Below are 22072 nucleotides of genomic sequence, written 5' to 3' on the forward strand. Positions count from 1 at the left end.
TATATTTTCATAGATTTTATCTATAATTAGAACAATACATAGTCGGATGGAATGGATAGATAATAGAGGGGGAAGTTGGAAATGAATACTAAGAAACTGGAGGTCGTTGTGGGTATAGCGCGTTACAAGAAGGTAACCTTGGTCGCTGAGCATCTGGGCATAAAGCAGCCCTCTGTTACGTTTCATATGAAAAGTCTGGAGGAAGAGATGGGGGTTCCCTTGTTTGAGCACCGTGCCGGCAAAGTGCTGCTGACAGAAGCGGGAAACGCACTGCTTCACTATGCCTCAAAAATACTGGCGCTGTCTCAGGAGGCCAAGAGAGTGCTCGGGGAATATCAAACGTTTGATCGCGGCACCCTTACCATCGGCGCCAGCTATGTGCCCGGAACCTATTTGCTGCCTGAAGCGATTGACCGCTTGGCTCAAATGTACCCGGGCATTACCGTCCGTTTAAAGTTAAACCCCGCACCAACCGTGCTGGCCATGCTCGAAGAACACAGCATCGACGTCGGACTGATTTCTTATCCGGCATTTGAAAATCCGTCGCTTCACATAAATCCGGTCCGCTCGGACGATCTTGTCCTGGCGTTTCCCAACACGCATTCGTTCTCGGGCAGGGGGACCATTACCCCGCGCGACATTGCCGGGGAACCGTTCATCCTGCATGACAGTCAATCAACGACGCGGCGGATAACTGAAGAGTGGGCGGAGCACCACGGTATGAAACTTAGGGTTAATATGGAAGCCGACTCGCTGGAAACGATCAAACGGGCTGTCCGTGCAGGAATGGGTGTCTCTTTCATCTCGCAGATGGCCATTGAAGAAGAAGCGGACCGTGGGCTTCTGAAGTACCGCCCGATTCCGGAGCTGAGCACCAAACGTTTCATCTTTGCCTGCTGCCAGCGTGACCGCTGGTTGACCTCCCCGATCCGCACATTGCTGGAGCTGCTTGGTGGAACAGGTGCAACCCCCGGCTAGTTGTCAGATTTCCCTGCTAGAACAGGATGGCTTCTGCTCCTGCTTTGGGGTGGAGTACCGCTGACGAATCCTTTTCATAGGAACTATCGTACTTGGCTTGACAATAGCGATGGCAGCCATGATCTTGACTTTGTAGGGCTGTAATCCCAACGTTCTCTTGGCTGCCTCGCAAACAAGTGCATAGGCATCCGGAAGCAGCACATCCAGAGACATGCCTGATTTTGCTTCTTTTTGCAGCTGGAGGGATTCCGCTTGAAGCTGTACCGGCTTTCGCCGGCCATCTGCTCTATATAGTGATCTTCAGCAGCCTTTGCTGCTCTCATGTCATCTGGTCGTCAGCTTGACCTTGATTCCATTCCGCGGTCTCAAGGTAATAGACGGCTCCAAAACGACAGCATGCTCGGGGAGCAGTTCCAATGTATACGATTGCGCGACTGCCGCGAGCAGAAGCACCGCTTCCATCATGGCAAAATTACTGCCAATACATACGCGTGGACCTGCGCCAAATGGAAAATAGGCGTAAGGCGGGAGATTTTCCTCAAACTCGCTGGTCCATCTCTCGGGTATGAATGATTTCGGCTCAGGGAAGTAATCCGGGTGGCGGTGCATAATCCACTGGCTTAACGCGATCTCGCACCCTGCGGGAAGCGTGCAGCCGTCAAACTCCACATCCGTTAGCGCTTCGCGGGATATCATCCACACCGGCGGATAAAGGCGCATGGACTCTTTCACAATAGACTGTGTATACGCCAGCCGCGGTATATCCTCCATGCCGGGCAGACGGCCCTGAAGCACCTTGTCCAGCTCATCTGTCAGCTTGCGGTAAGCAGCAGGGTGTTGGCCGAGCGCATAGAAGCTCCATCCGAGCACATTCGCCGTTGTCTCATGACCGGCAAGGAAGAGGGACATCACTTCATCGCGCAGCTGTTCATCTGTCATGCCTGTACCATCATCATCACGTGCCTGCAGCAGCATGGACAGCAGATCGCCATGATCCTGGTCTTCCTGCTGTCTTCGCTGCTCGATGATAGTGAAGATCATCCGGTCGAGTTCCTCGACACTCTGCCTCAGCTCCGCATGGCCGCGCAGCGGGAGCTGCACCGGCAGCATCTCCAGCAGACGCCTGCTGACGCTGGTCGACTGCTTCACATATTGATGCAGCACCTGATCAAGCGCCCTTCCCACTGTCTTGGCATCCTCGGATGAAGACAAATCCACATTGAACAGCGTACGGGCAACGATTTCCATTGTACAGTGCATCATATCCTGATGAATATCGCGGATTTCGCCATCCTGCCAGCTCTCCAGCATCCGCGAAGCGCTCTGAATCATCACTGCTGCATAGCTGTTAATTCTGCTCTGATGGAAAGCCGGCTGAGACAGTCTTCTCTGGCGCAGCCAGAAATCCCCCTCACTCGTGATCAGACCATTGCCCAGGACCAGATTCAATATACGGTCCCGCTGATAGCCCTTCTTGAACTGCTTCTGCGTATTCACGAGCACATACCGGATGTCCTCCGGACGGCTGAGAATATACATATCTCTGTCTTTCTCAAGAGTCAGCTTGACGACAGGGCCGTATTTGTCCGTACAGCTAGAGAAAAATTTAAGCGGATTTGCGCCTAGGTCCAGGAAATTGCCCAGAATCGGTATCGGCCTTGGACCTGGCACAGCATTCATCGGTTTACGCATAACGTCAACTCCTCTGCAGCAGATTGGCTATCCCTTATGTCTGTACAGGAAGCGGAAGCTTGATCTCTTATACGTATGCCGGCTTCGGAAAATTAGGATAACGACAAAGCTGTCCGTTACTTGTCCCCCTTCCATACTTTCGCCGAATGATCCTTGAAGATCCGGATGAAAGGCTGCGGGTCTTCGTGTACTGTATACGAATATACCCCCTTGCTTGTATGCAGATATAGAAAGCCCCCTTCTCCTCCGCCGAGCCTGCGGTATGACATATCGAACACCTCCCGGATCGGAAACTGCCTATGCTGGGTGACGATTTTATCCGCATACAGATACATGACCCGGTCAGCCACTATATTCTGCTGCTCAAGTCCTGTAACGACACGCTTCACCTTGTAATATGACTGCTTCGCGAGACACTCCATGATCCTCTCCCCCAAATCCATTATCCATTTTCTCAGTTCTCCGTATGGCTTATTATACATCTGCAAGGCAGCGATCCCAAATTCCCCAGACTCATATTCCCACCAAACAATAGGTTTACAGTCACATGTTTCACTCCCGAATGACGGGGTAATTAGAGGCAGACAGACAAACCATACTAAACGCAAGGGAGATGAAAAGCATGGAATTTCTATGGTATCTAATTATCGGTGGTGTCATTGGTTGGCTCGCAGGACTGATTACAGGACGCGATATTCCTGGCGGTATTATTGGTAACATCATTGCAGGTATTATCGGTGCATGGCTCGGCGGCCTGCTGCTTGGAAGCTGGGGTCCTGAGGTAGGAGACATCCACTTAATCCCTGCTCTGATTGGTGCAATCGTCCTTGTGCTTATCGTGAGCGCCATCATGCGCATGATGCGCAGCCGGGACCGTGGTCACAGCTAATTCTGATTAAATGAATCTAAATATGTATGCCTGTTGTTACTATAGTAAACTTCAAGACCCTCGAAGCTTCCCTCCGGAAGCCGAGGGTCTACTTGTTGCTTGACCATAAGTAATCACTGACCGGGCAGCAGCGCTTCGTTCACCCGCCCGGCGGGTAATAAATGTTAGACGATCGATATGGAGGTGAGACAGATGCCAGAAAATATGGATCACCAGTCCAAGCCCGAGGATAAGCAGGTCACGGACCCTAAGAAGACGAGTGACGGCAAGCATGAAGGAAGCTATAACGTTAACGCTACCAGTGGTACAGGAACCCGAATGGTAGGTTCTGAAGGACGTAAAGGCGGCAGCCCGGACAGCTATGGCGGCAACTGATTTATCCCTGCTGCTATAACAAAGAGCATCCTGTACAAGACGCCAAGGACAAGAGACGTCTTATACGGGATGCTCTATTTTCAGATATCCAGTTTACATTCGTTTACCCGGCATAAGAATCGGAATATTTTTGCACCAGTGCCCGGAAGACAGGCTTCGGCTGTGCAGCATGCGCAATGACCTCCAGAATTTCGAAGGGCAGCTCGGCTTCTCTGGCAGATTCATGGATCCGGATACAGATATCGTGGATTGTTTCCATAAATTCTCCCTCCCACAGCGTATACATATACGCCAGATGCAGCTCGCAGGCAACCTCCGGTTCAAGGTTTAGACATGTGGATATGGTCATTACACTTCTGCGGAAGGTTTCCCAGTCCCGTGTGTCCAGTGTATAGCCTGCCGCATCTGTCAGGGTCTTTACAATATCTCTGCTCGTAATTGCCATGTTGAAGCCCTCCGTTTGTCGGTCTAATCGGTGCTGATGGTCAGCATTTGCTGACATACCATCGGTGCCTAATTCTATTATCGGCAGATTGATCATCAATAAGAAGATCAGACGGCTCCCTTACTCCCCTTATAATCCCTCCCAGCCTCACTTCCTAAGGTGAATCATCAGCAAAACCAGGCCTGCCTGCGCAGACCCGGTTAGCTCGTTATATCTCATTAAAGAATGGTTTTCACGATATCAATTAACTTTATCAGCATAAGAGCAGATTCTTGGCGGAGCAAACGATCCTTCGAGCGGAAATGTGCCGCACCCTTCTCATCCACCGTAACCTCTGGTCCATAGAGGCCGGCTCCAACGATGAATTGTACGGACTCCTCCGCCCAGGCCGATGTCTTACCCGCCAGCTTGGCTGTGAAATCAGGGAAGCCAAAGCTCTTAGCGAAACGGTGCAGCATGTAGGCGGCTTCCTCTCTTGTTATCGGCCGGTCAGGCTTGAACTTCCCGTTCTTCGTGCCTTGTATGGCTTGAAGCTCTGTCAGGGTTTGAATTTCCGGTTCATAGCGATGGCCCCTCACGTCCTTGAAGACAGACGGTGTTCTGGAAGGATTAATACCTGCTATCTTCAGTATCTGCGCCGCAAACTCCGCACGTGTTACGGGCTCGGCTGGACCGTAGCTTTCCGCGTGTTCCAAGTCCAATGAAGCGCCAAGGCTCCGCATTTTATAGATGTATTCAGCGTACTCATGCCCGGCTGGCACATCCTTATATGGCTCTAATTCGGGGGCCTTCGCTGCCCAGGAATCCGGGATAGTGTAGTAAAAATAGGCCACCTTGCCTGAGCCGTCTTCTTTGAAAGCAGCGAGATTACCACGCTCATCCTGGAACAGAAGCGGTCCAACCTGCCTCAGCTTGCTCTCTCCGTAGATATCTTTAACCAGCAGATAGCCCTGCTCAGGCTTTACTTCATAGAATAACAGAGGCACCCGGAGATTCCGGTAGATGCCCTCATAGCGCTGCAGTTCTGACTTGCTGGCATCTATAGGCTGCCGCGGCTGGTCCGCATGCGGGTAATAATGATCCATAAAGGCATCGAACAGCGCAACCCGCACATCCACCGCATCGGTGTTCGTGACAATGAAGCCGCCCACGTTCTTCTCCGGCAGCAGCCAGAGCCATGAATGGTAGCCCTGAAGGTCGCCGCCTTTTCCAATGACCACCTGGCCGTTAAAGGATTGGTGAAAGAACATTTCGAAGCCGAGTCCTGCGTTCGGCAGCTCCTCATGGATGCCAACATGCACCTTATGCATTAGGGCAGTTGTGTCCGCATTAAGAATCCGCTGATCCCCGAGCTTGCCTCCGTTAAGGTTGGCCAGCATATACTTCGCGATATCTGAATTTGTAGCAAACATTCCGCCATCAGGTGAGATCGCAGGTACCATCGGATACACTGGATAAGCCTTCCCGCTCTTATCATAACCGGTTGCAAGCTGGCTGGTTACCTGGCCGGTGATCTCGAAGTCGCTGTCATCCATGCCAAGCGGATCGAAGATACGCTCCTCCACAACCTCTTCGAAGGGCTTCCCGGTCACATTCTGGACAACCAGTCCCTGCAGATTGAAAGCATAGTTATCGTAGCGGTAAGCTTCACCCGGAGGAATGACGATATTGGGCCGGGCATCCTTGATAAATTGTTCTAGCGAGTAGCCGCTTTCTGTCTGTTCGGAAGGAGCGGCAACCGAATCCGTAAATTCAAATCCGGTCGTGTGGGTCAGCAGATGCCGGATTAACAGCGGCTTGCCTGTCTTGTTCGGGAATGTGATCCCGTTCAAATATTGCTCCACCTTGTCATCAAGGCTGACCTTCCCCTCCTCCACCAGCTGCATCAAGGCGGTTGCCGTAAACAGCTTCGATACAGACGCCATGCGGAACATCGTCTTGTCAGGGTCGACCGGCAGGCGGCTCTCAACATCGGCGTATCCGTAGCCTTTGTTCAATACTACTTTGCCATCCGCTACGACAGTAAATGCAGCGCCTGTCAGCTTATCCTTGATCTCGGGTGTTTCGAAGAATGAATCCGCGAATGCCTCTACCTCCTTCGGGTCGGTTGGCCCCCCAGCGGCAGCAGGGGAAGCCGCTTCCGCCATTGCGGCCAGTGGCGCCGCAAGCAGCGACAATGCCAGCAGTCCGGCTGCGGCCCGGCGGAACCAACGGTTGGTTCCGGGCTTGAACTCAGTGTTAAGCGTAGTGATCAAATTGTCTCTCTCCTCTCATATGTTCGTACGATGTAGTCCGTCTCCTGCTGTTAATCACATCATACCTGCAGCCTCTTCGCCGGAACACAGACCGGGGTCCAGCCTATGAATCCGACCTGCGGCGGGAAAATGAACTGGACCTTATACCCTCTCTTGACGCACGAAAAAAAGCAGCGTCTCTCTCCACAGAGAAAGACGCTGCTCTATTTATGTTCCCGCAAGAGACCTGGATTACCCTTCAGCCTGCAGGTTTACTTTGATGTTCCCTCTTGTTGCCTTGGAGTATGGGCAGACCTGATGCGCCTGCTCAATGAGATCCTGAGCGGTTTGCTGATCGACGCCATCCACCTTGGCATTCAAGGATACTTCCAGTTTAAAGCCATTGTCTGTCTCATCCTTGAGGATGGACACCTTGGCTGTAACCTCTGTTCCCTTCACACCCTGTACTTTCTTGTTGCGGATGACCAGGTTAAGCGCGCTGTCGAAGCATGCCGCATATCCGGCGGCAAACAGCTGCTCAGGGTTTGTCCCTTCTCCCCCGGCTCCGCCAAGCGATTTTGGCATCTTCACATCCAGATTAATTACACCATCTGACGAAACGACCTGTCCTTCACGGCCGCCCTTCGCTGTCACTTCTGCTGTGTAAAGCGGGTTCATTGTTAATCCCTCCAATCGGTTATGCCTACAATACAGGTATACCCTATTGGGGCGAACCCTTAAACGCCCCTCCGTACTGCTTGCTCCCAACCGTCAGAACCTGCCGGATTTAAAGATGGAATAGAGCAGCCAGACAAACATCAGCACCGCGATTGTGAACCCAATCTCAAGTGCCGGAACATTAGAAAGCACAGTAGGCTGGCGGGTGAAGGAGGAGCCGATAATAAGACCCATCATAATGATGCTGAACGCAAGCATGACAATGCTGAACGAGAGCCGGTTGCTGATCCGATCCAGCTTTCGGAGGAACACATCCAGCTCGGGCACACTGATTTCCAGCCGCATATGACCATTCTTGACCACATTCATGAGCTCCCTCAGCTGCTTCGGAAAATGAACCAGAAGCTCTCCATAGTCCATCATATCCTTCCACAGCGTTTCACCGATCTTGCGCGGGTGGAAGCGGTCCTTCAGCAGCCGCCGGCCGAACGGCTCGGCCAGCTTTACCATACTGATTTCGGGGTCCAGCCGTTCGGCCACCCCTTCCATAGTAAGCAGCGCTTTGCCAACCAGAATGAGATCAACAGGTATCTGGATCTGGTGACGGTTGGCTGTGTCGAAGAGATCATTCACTGCCTCGCCCAGGCTAACCTCGCTGAGCGGAACGCCGTAATATTTTTCCCGCAGTATATTAATATCCTTGCGCAGCTGCGCCGTGTTCACATCTTGTTTGACGATTCCCATTCTCAGAACCGTCTTGATTATGCCATCTGTACTCTGTCTCATCAAGGCGATGATGAGTGAAGACAGATGCTGCTTCATCTCCTGTGTCAAACGCCCGATCATACCGAAATCAATGAAGGCAATCCGCTCATCCGGGAGGATCATTATATTACCAGGATGCGGGTCTGCATGGAAGAAGCCTTCTATGAATATCTGGTGAAGCATGGCGCGGGTGAAGCGCTGGGCAATCTTCTTCTTGTTATAGCCAAGCTCTACCAGCTCGGCATCATGGCTGACCTTAATTCCGTCTACATACTCCATCACCATCACTCTGGTCGTGCTGTAAGCCCAATGAACAGCCGGTATGTAGATATTCGAATCGTCAGCGAACTGCTTCGCAATCGTTTCTGTGTTCTTGGCTTCTATTGTATAATCCAGCTCCTGGAGCAGTGACTTGCCGAATTCTTGAATCATCTTGACGATTTGATACCGCTTTGCCCATTCGAAACGGTTCTCGGCCAGTAGCGCCAGGTTTTGCAAAATTTCAAAATCCGTCCGTATCGTCTCCTCGATATCCGGCCGCTGCACCTTAACCGCCACCCGCTCGCCATCCGCCAGCTCCGCCAGATGAACTTGGCCGATGGAAGCTGCGGCGAGCGGGGTCTGGCTGAAGCGGGCGAAGATATCGTCCATATGCATATCCAGCTCGGATTCGATGATCCTGCATACTTCCTCATAATTGAACGGCTCCACTTGATCCTGAAGCTTCTCCAGCTCCCGCACCATCTCCTCCGGAAATACGTCAGGACGGGTGCTGGCGAGCTGCCCAAGCTTAACGAAGGTCGGCCCCAGCTCCTGAATGACGAGACGAATGCGGTGGGCAACCGATTTTTTGGGAACGCTGGCCGGCTCCTGAAACATTCGGACAGGCAGGGGCAGCATATGGAAGACATCTATCTCCTGCACGATGAAGCCAAACCCATGACGGATCAGCGCTGATGCGATATCCCGGTAGCGGTTAATATGTCGTATCCGTTTCCTGATCATGGGGCAGGCTCCTTTCGCTGTATTGGTTCAATTAAGGCTGCGGGTCTACCGAAGGTGCGACAGAAGCCTCCTGCCCGGTATTTGCGGAAGCAGATGATGGTTCAAGCGGCGGCAGCGGCTGCTCCAGCTTCTCGACCCGCTTCTCCAGACGCGCAATATCTTCCTTTGTCGCCATGTTAAGCTCCACCAGCAGCTGCTGAAGCTGTTCACGGATCATCTGCTTTATCTGTGTCTGTTCTTCTTCGCCCCGCTGAACCAGCCGGTTAACAAGTGCCTTGGACTCAGTTGGTGCGACCTCACCCTTGCGGACCAGCTCGTCTACATACTTCTCGACCTTCTCCTTGCTCGTGACGGTAATGCCTACGCCTAGCGACAATGCCTTCTTCAACAGTTCATTCATCAACCTCAACCTCCAGTGTTTTAGTAGTGAACGTTCAGCCGTTGTCCTCTTGTTAACATGGCGGTGCAATGCGCGCCTGACTCCATCATATCGCAAAAATGCTGAAAATCCCAATTCGGGATCGCACCGTTAACCCTCCGGCTTTTCTTATTTCAGATCAATGGAGGTATAATGCTCAACCACTGGGAACGGGTCATAGTAGTGATGCAGTAGCTGTTTCCAGTCCTGGTACTCCGCTGATCCTCTAAATCCCTCTGTGTGGTCCTCAAGTGTCTCCCACCTGACCAGCAGCAGATACTTGTCCGATACCTCCATGCATTTGTGGAGCTCGTGACTGATATAGCCCTTCATGGATGAGATGATACGTGAAGCCTTGCGAAAATCCTCTTCGAATGCCTGTCCCATTCCCGCTTTCACTTGCAATTCCGCTTGTTCCAGTATCATGGATGTCCAGCTCCCTCATGTATAGATGATTTCATTTAATTCCCATATTGTAGCACGTAAAAAACCGGAATAGCGAAGTATCCCGGTTTTTTACAAAAATCTTATGAGTTTCCAGAACGACCAGTTAGCCCGACGATCATTACAATCAGTATGAGCAGTTGAATGAGCGTATCGACACCCATTGTTTTCCCCTCCGTGTACTGCTGTAATACTCCTTTGTCAGGCTTCTCCTCTCCTGGTCTGACTGCCGCTTACGTCTCCCGCTATATAACTATTCGGCTGACATGCCAGATATGACAGTATTCTTCTAACCAATATCTACCGTAAAGCTCCGGACACACACGGCATTGCCGGCGATCTGGACATCAATAGCTTGATTCTCGGACCGGCTCACTCGGACCCGCACCTTCCCGTCTCTGCCCATCTCGTGCCCCTGCTCAATCGTAAGCTCGGCTGAATTGAGCTGAGGCTCAATATAGGTCAAATAATAAGCGCCCATGACGCCCGAAGCTGTACCGGTAACAGGGTCCTCAATTGTGCCTGAATAGGGCGATGAGAAATGCCGGGCGTGCGTAACAGCATCTTCGTGAAGGGTTTGCATGCAGAATGGATGGAGAGAGGTTCTTGGCATCTCCTCCAGGAGAGCTGGAAACCGGGCGTTATCCGGCTTCATCGCGGCAAATGCCGACAGCTCCTTAACCGGAATGAGCAGCGTCCAGGTTCCAGTACTGCCATAGACGATCGGCATGGACTCATCCAAATCGTCAAGCGTCAGCCCGATCGATTCCATTAAGGCCTGCTTGTTTCCTGCATAGGACTTGAATTGCGGTGCGGCCTGCTTCATAACGAGCGGATATTCCGGCACCTGCTGAAGCTCAATGGGCAGGATTCCCGCTTTCGTTTCAATTGTTACGACCGATTTGCCCTCCAGCAGGCCTTGATCCATCATACACCTGACCGCCCCCATGGTCCCGTGGCCGCAGAGATTCATTTCATGACCGGGTGTAAAATACTTGAACGTGAAATCAGCAGCTTCAGAAGGCAGGATAAATGTCGTTTCATTAAAGCCGATGGCTTTAGCAGCTGCCTGCATCTCCTCGTCTGTGAGATGACCCGCATCCAGGACAACCCCCGCCGGGTTGCCTTTCCCGGGAATCTTCGAGAAAGCATCATAGTGATAGACCTGCACCTGTTTCAATCTCCAACCATCCTCTCCAACTATATAGCAGCGCTTGCCATGCTGTTTTAATCAATGGCAAGAATCAAAGTGCCAATCCCTTCGGCTACAGCCTGCTGGCTGTCCAGCTGATGCAGGCGCATATCAGTATAGAGCATCTTCCACTCTCCTAGCTGCGGAAGCCGCAAGCTGATCTTGTCCTGACTGGCATGGTGCAGGATCAGCAAATGCTTCGATGCATCTCCCCCGGCATGGTTGCGGAGCGTAAATGCCAGACTCCTGGCATCCGGAGTAGATTCAAAGACCAGATGGCTCCGGATCGCCTCTGTGGTGCGCAGCCGGAAGGCCGGGTGCTCTCTGCGAAGCCTGATCAAGGTACGGACCTGCTCGACATGATCCTGGTGGCGGGCACAACGCTGCCAATCCATCGCGTTAATATCATCGCCGCACTTGTAGCTGTTCTCAATGCCCTGCTTGGTTCGCATAAATTCCTGTCCCGCATGGAGGAACGCGATCCCTTGGCTGGTCAAGACTATGGAAGTGGCGAGCCGGTGCATCTGCTGGCGAACGGGCTCAGGATCATCCGGATTGGTTATAATAAGCTTATCCCACAATGTATGATTATCATGACACTCCACAAAATTCACCGACTGAACCGGCTCCTCCGCAAACACCTTCATTCCTGAATCGTACGCAGTTCCGCCGACAACCGCTCTCTTCATTTCATAGCCGTGATCCCAGCTTCCATTGACAAAACCTCTCCGCGCCGGGTCAAGTGCACTCCCCTTCACCGTATCACGGAACTGATCGTTGAATATGCCTATACCTGGCAGCCGCCCGGCATGCCTCATATTGGCCCGCTGCTCTGCCGGCAAAGCAGTGTCCATAATCCACCCTTCGCCAATTATTATAGTAGACGGGTCGATTTCATGAAGCCTATGCTTTACTTCCAGCATCGTATCGATGTCCAGAAGACCCATCAAGTCGAAGCGAAACCCGTCAATCCGGTATTCCCTGGCCCAATACAGGATTGAATCCACGATAAACTTGCGGACCATAGGACGTTCGGAAGCCACATCATTCCCGCAGTGAGACCCGTTTGACAGTGTACGGTCCGGCCAGTGCCGCATATAATAACCCGGGACAAGCTTGGCCAGATTCGCGCGAAACCCGTCATATACATGATTATATACAACGTCCATAATGACCCGCAGACCGCGGCGGTGCAGCGTATGGATCAGCTGCTTCAGCTCACGTACCCTGCACATGGGATCATGAGGATCAGTGGCATAAATACCCTCCGGTACATTATAGTTTTGCGGGTCATAGCCCCAGTTGTAATCCGGCGTATCACTCGTCTCATCAATGGACACCGAACTGATATCAAAGACAGGAAGCAGCTGAACATGTGTAACGCCCAGACTTGCAATATGATCGAGGCCGGTGTGTATGCCCTCCGGGCCTGTCGTCCCCTCCTCAGCAAGCCCGAGGAATTTTCCTTTGTGATGAATTCCGCTGTCCGGATGAATGGACAGATCACGTATATGCAGCTCATAGATGATAGCATCCAGGGGAGATTGCACAGCAGGCTTCTCTACCCCCCAGCCTTCCGGATTGGTGAGTGCCATACTGCCGATATAAGCACGGTCACCATTAATCCCCACCATCCTCGCATAGGGATCGGCAGCCTCATTCCACTGAGAGCCTATCTTGACCAGATACGTGTAGTAAAAGCCTTCCAGCGGTTCATCTGCCTCAACAAGCCAGGTCCCCTTCACGGACCGCTGCATCTTGAATACGCGAACAGCCGAGCCTTTGGCGGATTCATAGAGCATAACCTGAGCTTCGGAAGCCGTTGGAGCCCACAGCCTGAAGCGGGTCTGCCCCTCTGCGCAGACAACCCCCAAATCATCGCCGTCATAATAAAAATGGTCATCAAACTCTTCGGAAAAGACGGACAGACCACCCGTTACTGAAACATCCCCGTAGTCTATTGGTGCGTCCTGCTCTCTCTGTATGGCCACATCCCTCTCCTCCTTATGACAGTTATCGTGTTAGGTCTAACTGTTCTTTACCACAAAACCTTGGGAATCGTAACCCTATCGCGGTATATTGCCTATTTCATCAGTATAGCGAACAATCTGCTAGAGGGTAACCATTACCAAATAATTTAGGCGCGCAGGCATCAAGCGGGGAATAAGGCAGCTGCATGTAAGAAGAGCGATGATCCGCAAGACTCTTCGTTACGAACCATCGCTCTGTTCAAATAACAGTCTCTTTTATCCAGAATACAGCTGTGCCTCCCTCTCCTGGGTTAAGAAGACTGTTTCATTGTAAAAGGCTTCCGTGAGCAGATAGGACAGCGTAGATTCTGCTCCCTTATTGCGGTTTGGACCACCCCGCGTTAATCCGTCACAACAGCTTCCTTCATCCATGTCAGCCAATCTGACTGAGCAATCGTTGCTTCCGTGGAACCACTCGCGGCAGCGCCTTACCGTATCCGCATCCTCTCTCTTCCACTCCACCAAATAAGCTTCCTTAGCTGCCAGGGCAAGCTTCATTACCTCAAGAGGCTGTTGATCCCACTGACTTACGTGATCTGCTGTAGCCCATGCCTCGTTCCCGACCGGACGGATCCAACCCTCCGGGGCGGTCATGATTTTTCGGAGCATATCCAGTGACTCGCGCGCTGCGCGGCGGGCTTCCTCAGAACCAGTCACCTGATAGGACATAAACAGCGACCAAGGCAGGACACCGTTACCGTAAGTCATAGACGGTTCGAACCAGCTCCACCCTTTAACAGCATGCCGTTTATACTGATCCAGCAGCCTGCTCTCCAGCCATTCTACTCTCTCACGCAGCCTAAGCTGTTGTTCCCAGTCCGCTCTGCTGCCCTGAACGGGCTGCCGCAGCGGATCTCGCATAATTGCGGAATATGCTGCAAGTGTGTAGGCCCAGCCCCGCGGGAACTTGAGATTCTCCACCTGCTGTGCCGAGCGGGTCAATAAGGATTCCGCCGCAATCCTGCGGTCGTCATCCGGCAGGCCAAGCCACGCGCTGGCAGCTGCCCAGACCGTTCTTCCAAAGCAGTCATCGGACGGTTCCTCCTGCTCCAGCTGCCGGTCGTAGGCAACATTATTGTGAAAGGAACCGTCTTCACGCTGCATCCACAGCAGGAAAGCAAGATAAGTGTCAGCAAGCTCATCCCACTCATCTGCCTTCCCGGAGCTCAGCTTCATCCACTCTACACATGCCCACAAGGCTCTAGCATTATCATCAGTGGTGTAGCCTTCCTTCCGCCTCGGCAGCAATCCGAGGGCATGCTCAATTAATCCCGTATCGTCCGTCATCCTTCGAAGGTGCCGAATCGAAGCCTTGGCTGTTTCCACTGTTCATCCCCCCTTAGTTGGCTTGAAGAACAGGATAATCCCGGACTAACTGTCCAAACAATCGCAGATGCAGAGCGCCGGACTTAGACCAGTGCATGCTTTCGCCAATCTTCGCCATCTTGTCCTCCCACCGGCTGAGCACATGATCATCCGACAATATGGAGATCATGCGGGAAGCCCAGACCTGATGTTCGCTTGGCGGCAGCAGGAGATAGGGATGGCTTCCGAGCAAATCCTTGGCATAAGCATAAGGTGTACTGAGAACAGGGCGCCCGAGTCCAACAGCATACGCCAGTGTGCCGCTCGTAATCTGCTGCATGCCCGGGTAAGGCGTCACATAGAGATCGCAAGCCGAAAGGTAGCCGACCAGCTCGTCCTCCTCCACATAGCGGTCTATCATTACCACATGGTTCTGTACGCCGAGCTCAAGAGCCAAGTCCTGCAGCTCCTCCCTATATGCTTCTCCTTCATGTTTTCGCACTTCTGGGTGGGTCTGTCCCACAATGGCATACAGAACATCAGGGATTTCCTTGACTACTTCTGGAAGCGCGCGGATGATCGTCTCTAGGCCCTTGCCCCTGCTAAGCAGCCCGAACGTCATTAGCACCTTTCGCCCGTTCCAGCCATGTGCTTCCCTGAACGCTTCCCGCTTGCCCGGTGCAGGCTCTGGCGTGCCGTGCGGCACGTACTTGATTTTATCGCGGGAAATGTGGAACGAACGCTCCAGATAAGAACCGGCCTGGCGGTTCATGACCAGAATCAGGTCGCTCTGCTCGGCAATCTGGCGCTGGATGCTGCGGTACGGCTCCTGCGGATTTTCAAACACGGTATGGAAGGTTACCACAAGAGGCTTCTCCAGCCGTTCAATAAAATCCAGAATGTAGCTTCCAGCCTCGCCGCCAAAAATACCAAATTCATGCTGAAGCGACACGACTGCCACATCACTTGTGTTCAGACGTTCAGCCAGCTTGCGGTAGGCGTCACGATCCTCCTTCTCCAGCGTCTGCAGCGCCGGGTCCGTATGCTCCTCAGCCCAGCCCGCTGGCGTTACGGCTATGACAGGATCAATGCCCGTCCATCCCTTCGCTGCACGTATGCTCTGTCTAAGGTGATGCGTATAGGTTGCGATTCCGCATTTTTGAGGGACATAAGTTCCGATGTATGCGATCTTGGTCATACGGTCATAGCCTCCTTCATTCGGTTTACAACGGCTTCGTACAACACATGGCCTGTCCCGGCCTCCGCCTCATAACCGAAGACGCACTGGTAGAGGTGTGCTCCTCGGCTTACACGGCATTTATCCCAAAGAATGGTTTCGGACAATCGTGCTTCCCTTTCAATCCGGCAGTCATTGCCGATGACTGTGTTAGGCCCGATTATTGCCTTATCTCCAATATGCACACGGTTTCCTATAAGGACGGGCGGAATCAGCAGTACACCCGAGCCAATGACACAGTCCTCTCCTACCCATATCCCTTTACGCTGCTCGGAACCTGGAATCGGGAGCGGGAAGGTACGGTCTAGAATATCCCAATGCACCTTGCGGTAGCGTTCCCGGGTTCCCATATCCAGCCAGTAACCGCGCATGTGACAGCCGTAGACACCTAGTCCCTGCTGGATGAGGAGCGGGAAGGTTTCTCGTTCAATGGATACCTCTTTGCCTGCCGGGATCAAGGATAGCGCCTGACGGTCAAGCAGATAGACACCGGCGTTAATTAGATCCGATGGCGCTTGTCCTGGCTGCGGTTTCTCTATAAATTTTAAAATCCGGCCCGAAGGGGTAATGTCCACTACACCGAATTGTGAAGGGTCCTCAACTTGAGTGAGGCCAATCGTCGCAACCCCGCCGTGCTGTTTGTGAAATTCGATAAGCGGCAGGATATCAACCTTCTGGATGACATCCGCATTGAACACAAGGAACCGTTCGCCGAGCAAGTGCTCGGCATTCTTAATCGCGCCGGCTGTTCCAAGCGCTTCTTCTTCGACTGTATAAGCAATAGATACGCCTAACCGGCTGCCATCTCCAAAGTGGGAGCGGATCAGCTCCGGATAATGCTTTAAGGTAATGACAAACTCCTCTATTCCCTGTTCCTTGAGCTGCAGGATCAGATGCTCGAGCCACGGCCGGTTACCAACGGGGGCCATCGGCTTCGGAAGCTGCTCAGTCAGCGGACGCAGACGTGTACCCAGGCCGCCGGCAAGTAATAATGCTTTCACTCGCAATCTCCTCCTTAACATAACAAATAAGCCTGCTGCATGGGAACTCTTCACCGATCATGTTCCCATGAGCGCTAAATAATTCGGCCGCAACCGGCTTGGTTATCAGGTTACCGTTATGAAAAAAAAGATACTGACGACTGCATAATTATTGCTTTATCAATCGTTAAGGATAGCGGGCAATGACTCTTCTCAGTCTTCTTCTTAGTCTCCGAATGCTTCGAACGCTCCGCGGAACAAGCAGAACTTCACCGGACCAGAATGCCTTCATTCTTCTTGCGGATGGAAACTTGGAAGCAGCGGACTCTGCCGCATACTGCCTGCAATGCAGGATAAACAAGTTGTTACGTATGAATGGCTTCTCAAGCAGCATGTTAAGCATCCCTCCTCACAAAAGATTAGCACTCACTAGCGTTGACTGCTATTAATACTAATAAATCATAAGAGAGGTACTGCTCAACCCCGGCAAACATCCGTTAATTCCTGTTATGCAGAATCTACCTTTATAAAATTCATGTTTTCTTACTTTTTCTCAATATTTCTTGCCGAGCTTTCATACCTGATAAAGGGATCCGGAATGGTAATGGTGTGGGCTTCCGCATCGCTTATCCCTGCGTATAGGACCGCTGTCCCATCCGGATTCCGCACCAGTCCGCCGCTGAACACAACATTGTGCAAGTCCTTGCGTTTAGCCGGTCCCGGCAGGAAATTACTGCGAACTGCAATAAGCTCGATTTCCGAGAACCACCCTGTGTCCGGGTCTAATACAAAAATCATAGGATAGTAATGCCTGTTATTTCGTTCATCGAACCGGGCTATATGTCCCAGTACGCCAACCAAACCATTCGACAGTATTTGCGCTTCATTCACACCGCCCCACTCCGCATCTGTGAACTGCCCTTCGAGCAAGGGGGCTTCTGTGATCAGTTCCATAGTGAGCTCTTCAATTGTGGCTGTACGGGTAAAGCCGATTTTACCTCTTCCTCCCTTGATGCCCTGAGGACGGGTAAATATACCAATATCTCCGTCATCAAGCTGGACCAGCCGGATATCCTTCATTCCGTCCGGGCCGGTGAAGAACGGATGAAGCTCGCTCGCCCTATTCCCTCTGTAGAGCACCGTGCGCCACATCAGCTTGCCCTCGTCTTCAGGATGCGGGTATGTCTCAACGCCACCCATGATCAGCTCGTCTCCGATCCTAGTTATGAACGGGTCCTGCAGCTGGAATACCGGAAGCTCCCTCTGAGGTACCCACACATTGTCCTGCTGCGCAAAGAACATGACATCCGAGCTTTCGCTGTCCCGCGATTCTACCCGGCCTGCGAGCAGTACGATTCCTTCGTCCGTAAACGGGGCGGTTATATTATAAACATCACGGCTGCCAACACCTGTGAAGGTCAGCTTGCTGGTGTCTAGCACTGGAACTTCCTTCACATGAAATTCCTTCAGAAGCAGGTCGCAGTTAAGAGTTGTTCTTTGCTTATGCATCCTTCCTCATCTGCCTTTCATGAAATGTTGTCCCTACTCAATACCCCATCCGACTCTATTATTTTCACAGCTTCACAAAAAATCAAGCCAGTTTGTTTTGAACGCAGACGTCTTAACAAAAAACAAAAAAACTGCCGGCCCTCTGCGCCGGCAGTCCTTATCTGGGCAGCAGATCAACCTGCTGCTAAAACCTTTTTCGTGAACCGAAACCGTAATTATCAAGAAGGGCAGCCAGCTCGCTCTTACATGCCTCATAAGACTTCACCATACGCTGTACCTTCTGGAATTCCGGATCATGCGGCCCGAGATCCTCCATAAACATACGCTGCAAAATCTGGTTGTAAACCGACATTCGGTCTTCAACAATCTCCATCTCCATACGTATCAGGTCATCAAGTGAGTGATGCTCAATAAGCTCATCAATGTCTGAGCCGCCGCCGCGAATCCGTCCCCCGGAGTAATCCGGATAATCATCCTCTTCTTCCTCCGAATTCTGCTGGCCGGACACATTCACCGTAGACCGCAGAGAAGACAGATAAATCCCCTCACGTGCCAGCATAACCTGAAAGCCCTTATGCTTGATAAGCTCGGCCATAACAAGCTGGCACATTTCTTCATTACGGATCAGCATGGAATCGAATGGGTGAATAACCCATTCATGATCACGCAGAAACAGATTGAACGTGAACCATTCCCCTCCGTAATTATACTTCATATTAATTGAACTTTCGGATACATGCTCGAATGAAAAGTCCACTAACGATCCCCTCTCCCCTGTCGAAAAGCCTGCCCGAACTCCTGCACTGCCGCAGGCTAGAAGCAGCCTACTTATGCAGCAGTTCAGCAATAGACTCCGCTCTTTCAGAGCCTGCCGCAATAATTAATAAAATGACAAGTACGAAGGTACCGATAAAGCCGAGCATAATGATCACCTCTGTCTTAATTTCTACCCATTCTATTAAGACAAAGGTGATGTTATGACACGGTTAGTCCAGGAAGCTTCTTGCTGCCGCTGATTCCAGCTCGGGATTCGGTGACCCGCTCTTCAGGCCCAATCGTTTGCCAACCTGCTGGTTGATTTCCTGCATCTTCGACGTCTGCTCGGACACAGTCTGAATAATCTGACGGTTGGAATTCTCGTACTTATCCATTGCAGAGAACAGATCCCCCATCGCACGCTCAACCAGCTCCATGCTCATAGCAGGGCGTGTCAGCGCTTTGTTGGCTTTGTCAGAGGATTCGTTCAATAACCGTGCATTATCTGCGAACTGGTTACCGATCATGTCATTGGTAGCATTAACCGCATCGATTACCTTCATCTGGTCGTCTATGGCCTGTGCGATCAGTACAGACACGGTCATCAGATGCTGCGTCTTCTGAATCGTACTGTCAACACTATCCATTAGCTTATCATTCGTGTCATTAATAATATCCGTAGCGGCGATGGCCTGCTGATAGAGCATGATCATCTCGGTAAAGGTCTGAATCTTCGTCACAACCTTGCGGAGGCCTCGCTCCAGATAAGGCTTGCGGTCTGCATTCTCAGGCTTTGCAATCTCCTGCTCGAACAGCTCCTTCAGCCGGTTGCCATACTCCACATGCAGCTGCAGATCATATACATTCTCCAGGCTGCTGCGCTTCAAGTTGCGCATATGAATAACATTCTCTTCAAGATTCTCACGGCCGTGACGGAGCGAGTTCACAATCACTTCAACATTCGTCTTAGCGGATTGATAGCGGTAAACATACTGCTTTATCGGTGTTTTCCTGAGCAGCTTCTGCATTAGCGATAACTGCTTGCTCTTGCTCAGTCCCTCGACTTCGCCGCGCAGCTTCAGCATGTTGTTTGCAACATCCGTCCGTTTGCCGCTCATAAGATCATTCAGCGGGCGTTCAAGCATCGTCAGCGTCTGACCGGATTTCTCCAGCGTCTTCGAGCCCTGACGTCCAATCTCATCCATAAGCGTATCAAGCTGCAGAGCATCCGTCGTAGACACACGCTGCATTGTGCGCTCGGCTTCCTGCTCAAGCTTGTCCAGATCTTCCCGTTTCAGTTGCACCATCGTTTGTGCCATAATGCGTCCCCTCCTCTAGTCATCAAGCCGGTAACGCTGTTGAATCAGCTCGGCCTTCGTCCTCAATTCCATAATATCCTTCTGCTCGATGGTCTGCGTGTAAAAGGTCAGCTTCGAATTAATATCCTTGATGCTGTCCAGCAGAAGTCTGCGGTTCTGGCGTTTGGCTTCTCCGCTCAAACGCAGGAACGGATTAATAGCAGAGTTAATATCCCGTCTGATCAGTCTGACGATATTGTAATTAATCGAAGCATCTCCCAGCGCTACAAGATCGGGAACCAGGCGGTTCACGCGGGCCAGCAGCGATAAGGTCTTCTGTACGATCTCATCATCGAGGCTGTTCTTCTCGCCTTCGAGCAGGATCATATCTTCCAGTATCCCGATATATTCCACGGCTGCAGCGAGCTCCGGATCGGCTATAGCCTGAGCAGACGACTGCTGCCCGTGTGCCGGTGATGCCGGTTCAGCCGCAGGTGATGCTGGCGGATGAGCATGTGAGGCGGCCTGCGGAACAGCAGGCGATGCTTGCCGCTGCGTGATTACGGTTTCGCCTTGGGTCTCCGCAGCCGTCTTTCGGCCTGCCCGCTTTAGGATCGGAGCAATCCCTAGCAATACAAGCGTTGGGACAGCCAGTCCAGCATAAGCATTGAACAGTGCATACACAGCTAGACCTGCCGCATAACTACCTGCCGCTAGGATGAGCAAGTTTCTGTACGATTTCATGACTACCTCCTTCATGCTGCTAGCAGGATGGAGCGGAGCTTTTGAATCATCCTGCTTCTTATTCCATTATTAGCGGCTGTTCAATATACCCTGCCTTAATGCCGAATCTAGGCTTCGGAGGAACAGCCGGCTTGCCGAGAACAGCATTAACCGCCAGATACGGCATATTCACACCCGACAAGCATGAAATAAACAAGCCCCCCGACATTCTGGGGTTAATTTCGAGAAGTTTAGGGACTCCTTTATTGTACCTGATTTGGATATTATAGGCATAGGGTATTCGCAGCTCCTTAGCAATACGTTTCGACAGCGACTGAAGTTCCGGATTGTCTTCAAGCCTGTACATCCTGCCTTGCGCCTTGTGCCTCGGAACAGATACGAGCAGCTCGCCCTCCTGATCAGCAACGCAGTCAATACTGTATTCCGGACCCTCCAGATGCTCCATCACCATGAGATCACCGAAGCGGGTCTGTGAAGCCAAGGTTCGATAGGCGTCCTCGAATGTTGTAGACAGCGTAACATAGCCATACAGCTCAGCAAGCCGGTCCGTTGTGTTGTTAATAATGCGGAATCCCATGCCGCCCTCAGACCTCGTAGGTTTGAAGCAGACATTATGTCCAGCAGCCGCCAGCCGTTCATAAGCCTCCTTAAACTGCCCCGCAGTCTGCACAACCTCGTAGTCGGGTATCTCAACCAGGTTACGGCTCCTCACCGATTCATAGAAGGTGCGCTTATCCATCATCGCCTCAAGCAGTTCCCTATCGCGGCAAACCATCACCCTGGTGCCAATCTCATCAAACAGGTGAATGTGACGAACGATGTCCTCCATATGCAGCCGGGGGATAAACACGTCGATCCGGTGCCGCCGGCAAAAGTCCGCACAATATTCCACATAAGGCAGTCCGGTAATGGACGGCTCTGCTTCCTTATAGTCGGTTTCCAGCAATGACATATGGTTAAGGTCAGGATGAGTCCCGAAAAATTCGAACAATTCGCCCTCCGGGTTCTCTCTAATCGCGCGAATGTAGTGGTACATCACTGAAAACCAGCGGTTAAAATAAATTCTAGTCATCTGTTCACGATTCTCCATTCTTTGTG

At 51.8% G+C, this 22072-nt stretch carries 22 protein-coding genes and 1 pseudogene; 3 read left to right on the plus strand and 20 right to left on the minus strand.

From position 1 onward, the window contains the following. Positions 1-81 precede the first annotated feature (81 nt). A complete protein-coding gene (locus tag L1N82_RS13225) occupies positions 82-978 on the plus strand; it encodes a LysR family transcriptional regulator (RefSeq protein ID WP_235287878.1) in 897 nt (298 codons plus the stop codon). Positions 979-981: 3 nt separating this feature from the next. Here the strand turns inward: L1N82_RS13225 and L1N82_RS23260 are convergent. From L1N82_RS23260 to L1N82_RS13240, 3 genes and pseudogenes are all read right to left on the minus strand, one after another. Further along, positions 982-1239 (minus strand): annotated as a pseudogene (locus L1N82_RS23260) (hypothetical protein); the annotation flags it as partial. A gap of 63 nt (positions 1240-1302) precedes the next feature. Then, positions 1303-2670 carry a cytochrome P450 gene (locus L1N82_RS13235; protein WP_235287880.1) on the minus strand — a complete coding sequence of 456 codons (1368 nt, stop codon included), beginning with the start codon at positions 2668-2670 and terminating at the stop codon, positions 1303-1305. 116 nt (positions 2671-2786) lie between these two features. After that, positions 2787-3092 (minus strand): hypothetical protein, encoded by a 306-nt coding sequence (locus tag L1N82_RS13240; RefSeq protein WP_235287881.1) that lies wholly within the window; start codon positions 3090-3092, stop codon positions 2787-2789. A 200-nt stretch (positions 3093-3292) separates the two neighbouring features. Here L1N82_RS13240 and L1N82_RS13245 point away from each other — a divergent pair, with 200 nt between their 5' ends. Next, positions 3293-3559, plus strand: a complete 267-nt coding sequence (locus L1N82_RS13245) for a GlsB/YeaQ/YmgE family stress response membrane protein (protein ID WP_235287883.1) — start codon at positions 3293-3295, stop codon at positions 3557-3559. A 192-nt stretch (positions 3560-3751) separates the two neighbouring features. Continuing rightward, positions 3752-3934, plus strand: a complete 183-nt coding sequence (locus L1N82_RS13250) for a hypothetical protein (protein ID WP_235287885.1) — start codon at positions 3752-3754, stop codon at positions 3932-3934. 103 nt (positions 3935-4037) lie between these two features. Here L1N82_RS13250 and L1N82_RS13255 read toward each other — a convergent pair whose 3' ends face one another. The 17 genes from L1N82_RS13255 to L1N82_RS13335 form a co-directional block, all read right to left on the minus strand. Then, positions 4038-4379, minus strand: a complete 342-nt coding sequence (locus tag L1N82_RS13255; RefSeq protein WP_235287886.1) for a hypothetical protein — start codon at positions 4377-4379, stop codon at positions 4038-4040. Positions 4380-4597: 218 nt separating this feature from the next. Beyond that, positions 4598-6634, minus strand: a complete 2037-nt coding sequence (locus L1N82_RS13260) for a beta-lactamase family protein (protein ID WP_235287888.1) — start codon at positions 6632-6634, stop codon at positions 4598-4600. A 231-nt stretch (positions 6635-6865) separates the two neighbouring features. Beyond that, entirely contained in the window at positions 6866-7291 is a 426-nt protein-coding gene (locus L1N82_RS13265; protein WP_235287889.1) for an organic hydroperoxide resistance protein, read from the minus strand. Between the two features lie 93 nt (positions 7292-7384). After that, positions 7385-9061, minus strand: a complete 1677-nt coding sequence (locus L1N82_RS13270) for an ABC1 kinase family protein (protein WP_235287891.1) — start codon at positions 9059-9061, stop codon at positions 7385-7387. A 31-nt stretch (positions 9062-9092) separates the two neighbouring features. After that, on the minus strand, positions 9093-9461 hold the full coding sequence (locus tag L1N82_RS13275) for a phasin family protein (protein ID WP_235287893.1): 369 nt from the start codon (positions 9459-9461) through the stop codon (positions 9093-9095). Between the two features lie 147 nt (positions 9462-9608). Continuing rightward, the gene (locus tag L1N82_RS13280) at positions 9609-9905 is read right to left on the minus strand and encodes an antibiotic biosynthesis monooxygenase family protein (RefSeq protein ID WP_235287895.1); all 297 of its coding nucleotides are present in this window, start codon (positions 9903-9905) and stop codon (positions 9609-9611) included. Positions 9906-10212: 307 nt separating this feature from the next. Next, the gene (locus L1N82_RS13285; RefSeq protein WP_235287896.1) at positions 10213-11103 is read right to left on the minus strand and encodes a PhzF family phenazine biosynthesis protein; all 891 of its coding nucleotides are present in this window, start codon (positions 11101-11103) and stop codon (positions 10213-10215) included. A gap of 47 nt (positions 11104-11150) precedes the next feature. Further along, positions 11151-13106, minus strand: coding sequence for a type I pullulanase (gene pulA / locus L1N82_RS13290; RefSeq protein ID WP_235287898.1), 1956 nt, complete (start codon positions 13104-13106; stop codon positions 11151-11153). A 255-nt stretch (positions 13107-13361) separates the two neighbouring features. After that, positions 13362-14471, minus strand: coding sequence for a glycosyl transferase (locus tag L1N82_RS13295; RefSeq protein WP_235287900.1), 1110 nt, complete (start codon positions 14469-14471; stop codon positions 13362-13364). 13 nt (positions 14472-14484) lie between these two features. After that, entirely contained in the window at positions 14485-15648 is a 1164-nt protein-coding gene (locus L1N82_RS13300) for a glycosyltransferase family 4 protein (protein WP_235287902.1), read from the minus strand. Continuing rightward, the gene (locus tag L1N82_RS13305; RefSeq protein ID WP_235287904.1) at positions 15645-16688 is read right to left on the minus strand and encodes a sugar phosphate nucleotidyltransferase; all 1044 of its coding nucleotides are present in this window, start codon (positions 16686-16688) and stop codon (positions 15645-15647) included. The genes L1N82_RS13300 and L1N82_RS13305 overlap by 4 nt, the downstream gene beginning before the upstream one ends. A 166-nt stretch (positions 16689-16854) precedes the next feature. After that, on the minus strand, positions 16855-17061 hold the full coding sequence (locus tag L1N82_RS13310; RefSeq protein ID WP_235287906.1) for a hypothetical protein: 207 nt from the start codon (positions 17059-17061) through the stop codon (positions 16855-16857). A 149-nt stretch (positions 17062-17210) separates the two neighbouring features. Continuing rightward, positions 17211-18176, minus strand: coding sequence for a DUF1861 family protein (locus L1N82_RS13315; RefSeq protein WP_235287907.1), 966 nt, complete (start codon positions 18174-18176; stop codon positions 17211-17213). 184 nt (positions 18177-18360) lie between these two features. After that, a complete protein-coding gene (locus L1N82_RS13320) occupies positions 18361-18933 on the minus strand; it encodes a hypothetical protein (protein WP_235287909.1) in 573 nt (190 codons plus the stop codon). Positions 18934-19162: 229 nt separating this feature from the next. Continuing rightward, positions 19163-20251: a toxic anion resistance protein gene (locus L1N82_RS13325; protein ID WP_235287911.1), complete on the minus strand. Its 1089-nt coding sequence runs from the start codon at positions 20249-20251 to the stop codon at positions 19163-19165. 15 nt (positions 20252-20266) lie between these two features. Next, positions 20267-20974, minus strand: coding sequence for a hypothetical protein (locus tag L1N82_RS13330; RefSeq protein ID WP_235287912.1), 708 nt, complete (start codon positions 20972-20974; stop codon positions 20267-20269). 58 nt (positions 20975-21032) lie between these two features. Beyond that, positions 21033-22046, minus strand: a complete 1014-nt coding sequence (locus tag L1N82_RS13335) for an ATP-grasp domain-containing protein (RefSeq protein ID WP_235287914.1) — start codon at positions 22044-22046, stop codon at positions 21033-21035. Positions 22047-22072 lie beyond the last annotated feature (26 nt).

The sequence above is a fragment of the Paenibacillus tarimensis genome (assembly GCF_021532315.1).
Classification (GTDB): Bacteria; Bacillota; Bacilli; order Paenibacillales; family Paenibacillaceae; genus Paenibacillus_I; species Paenibacillus_I tarimensis.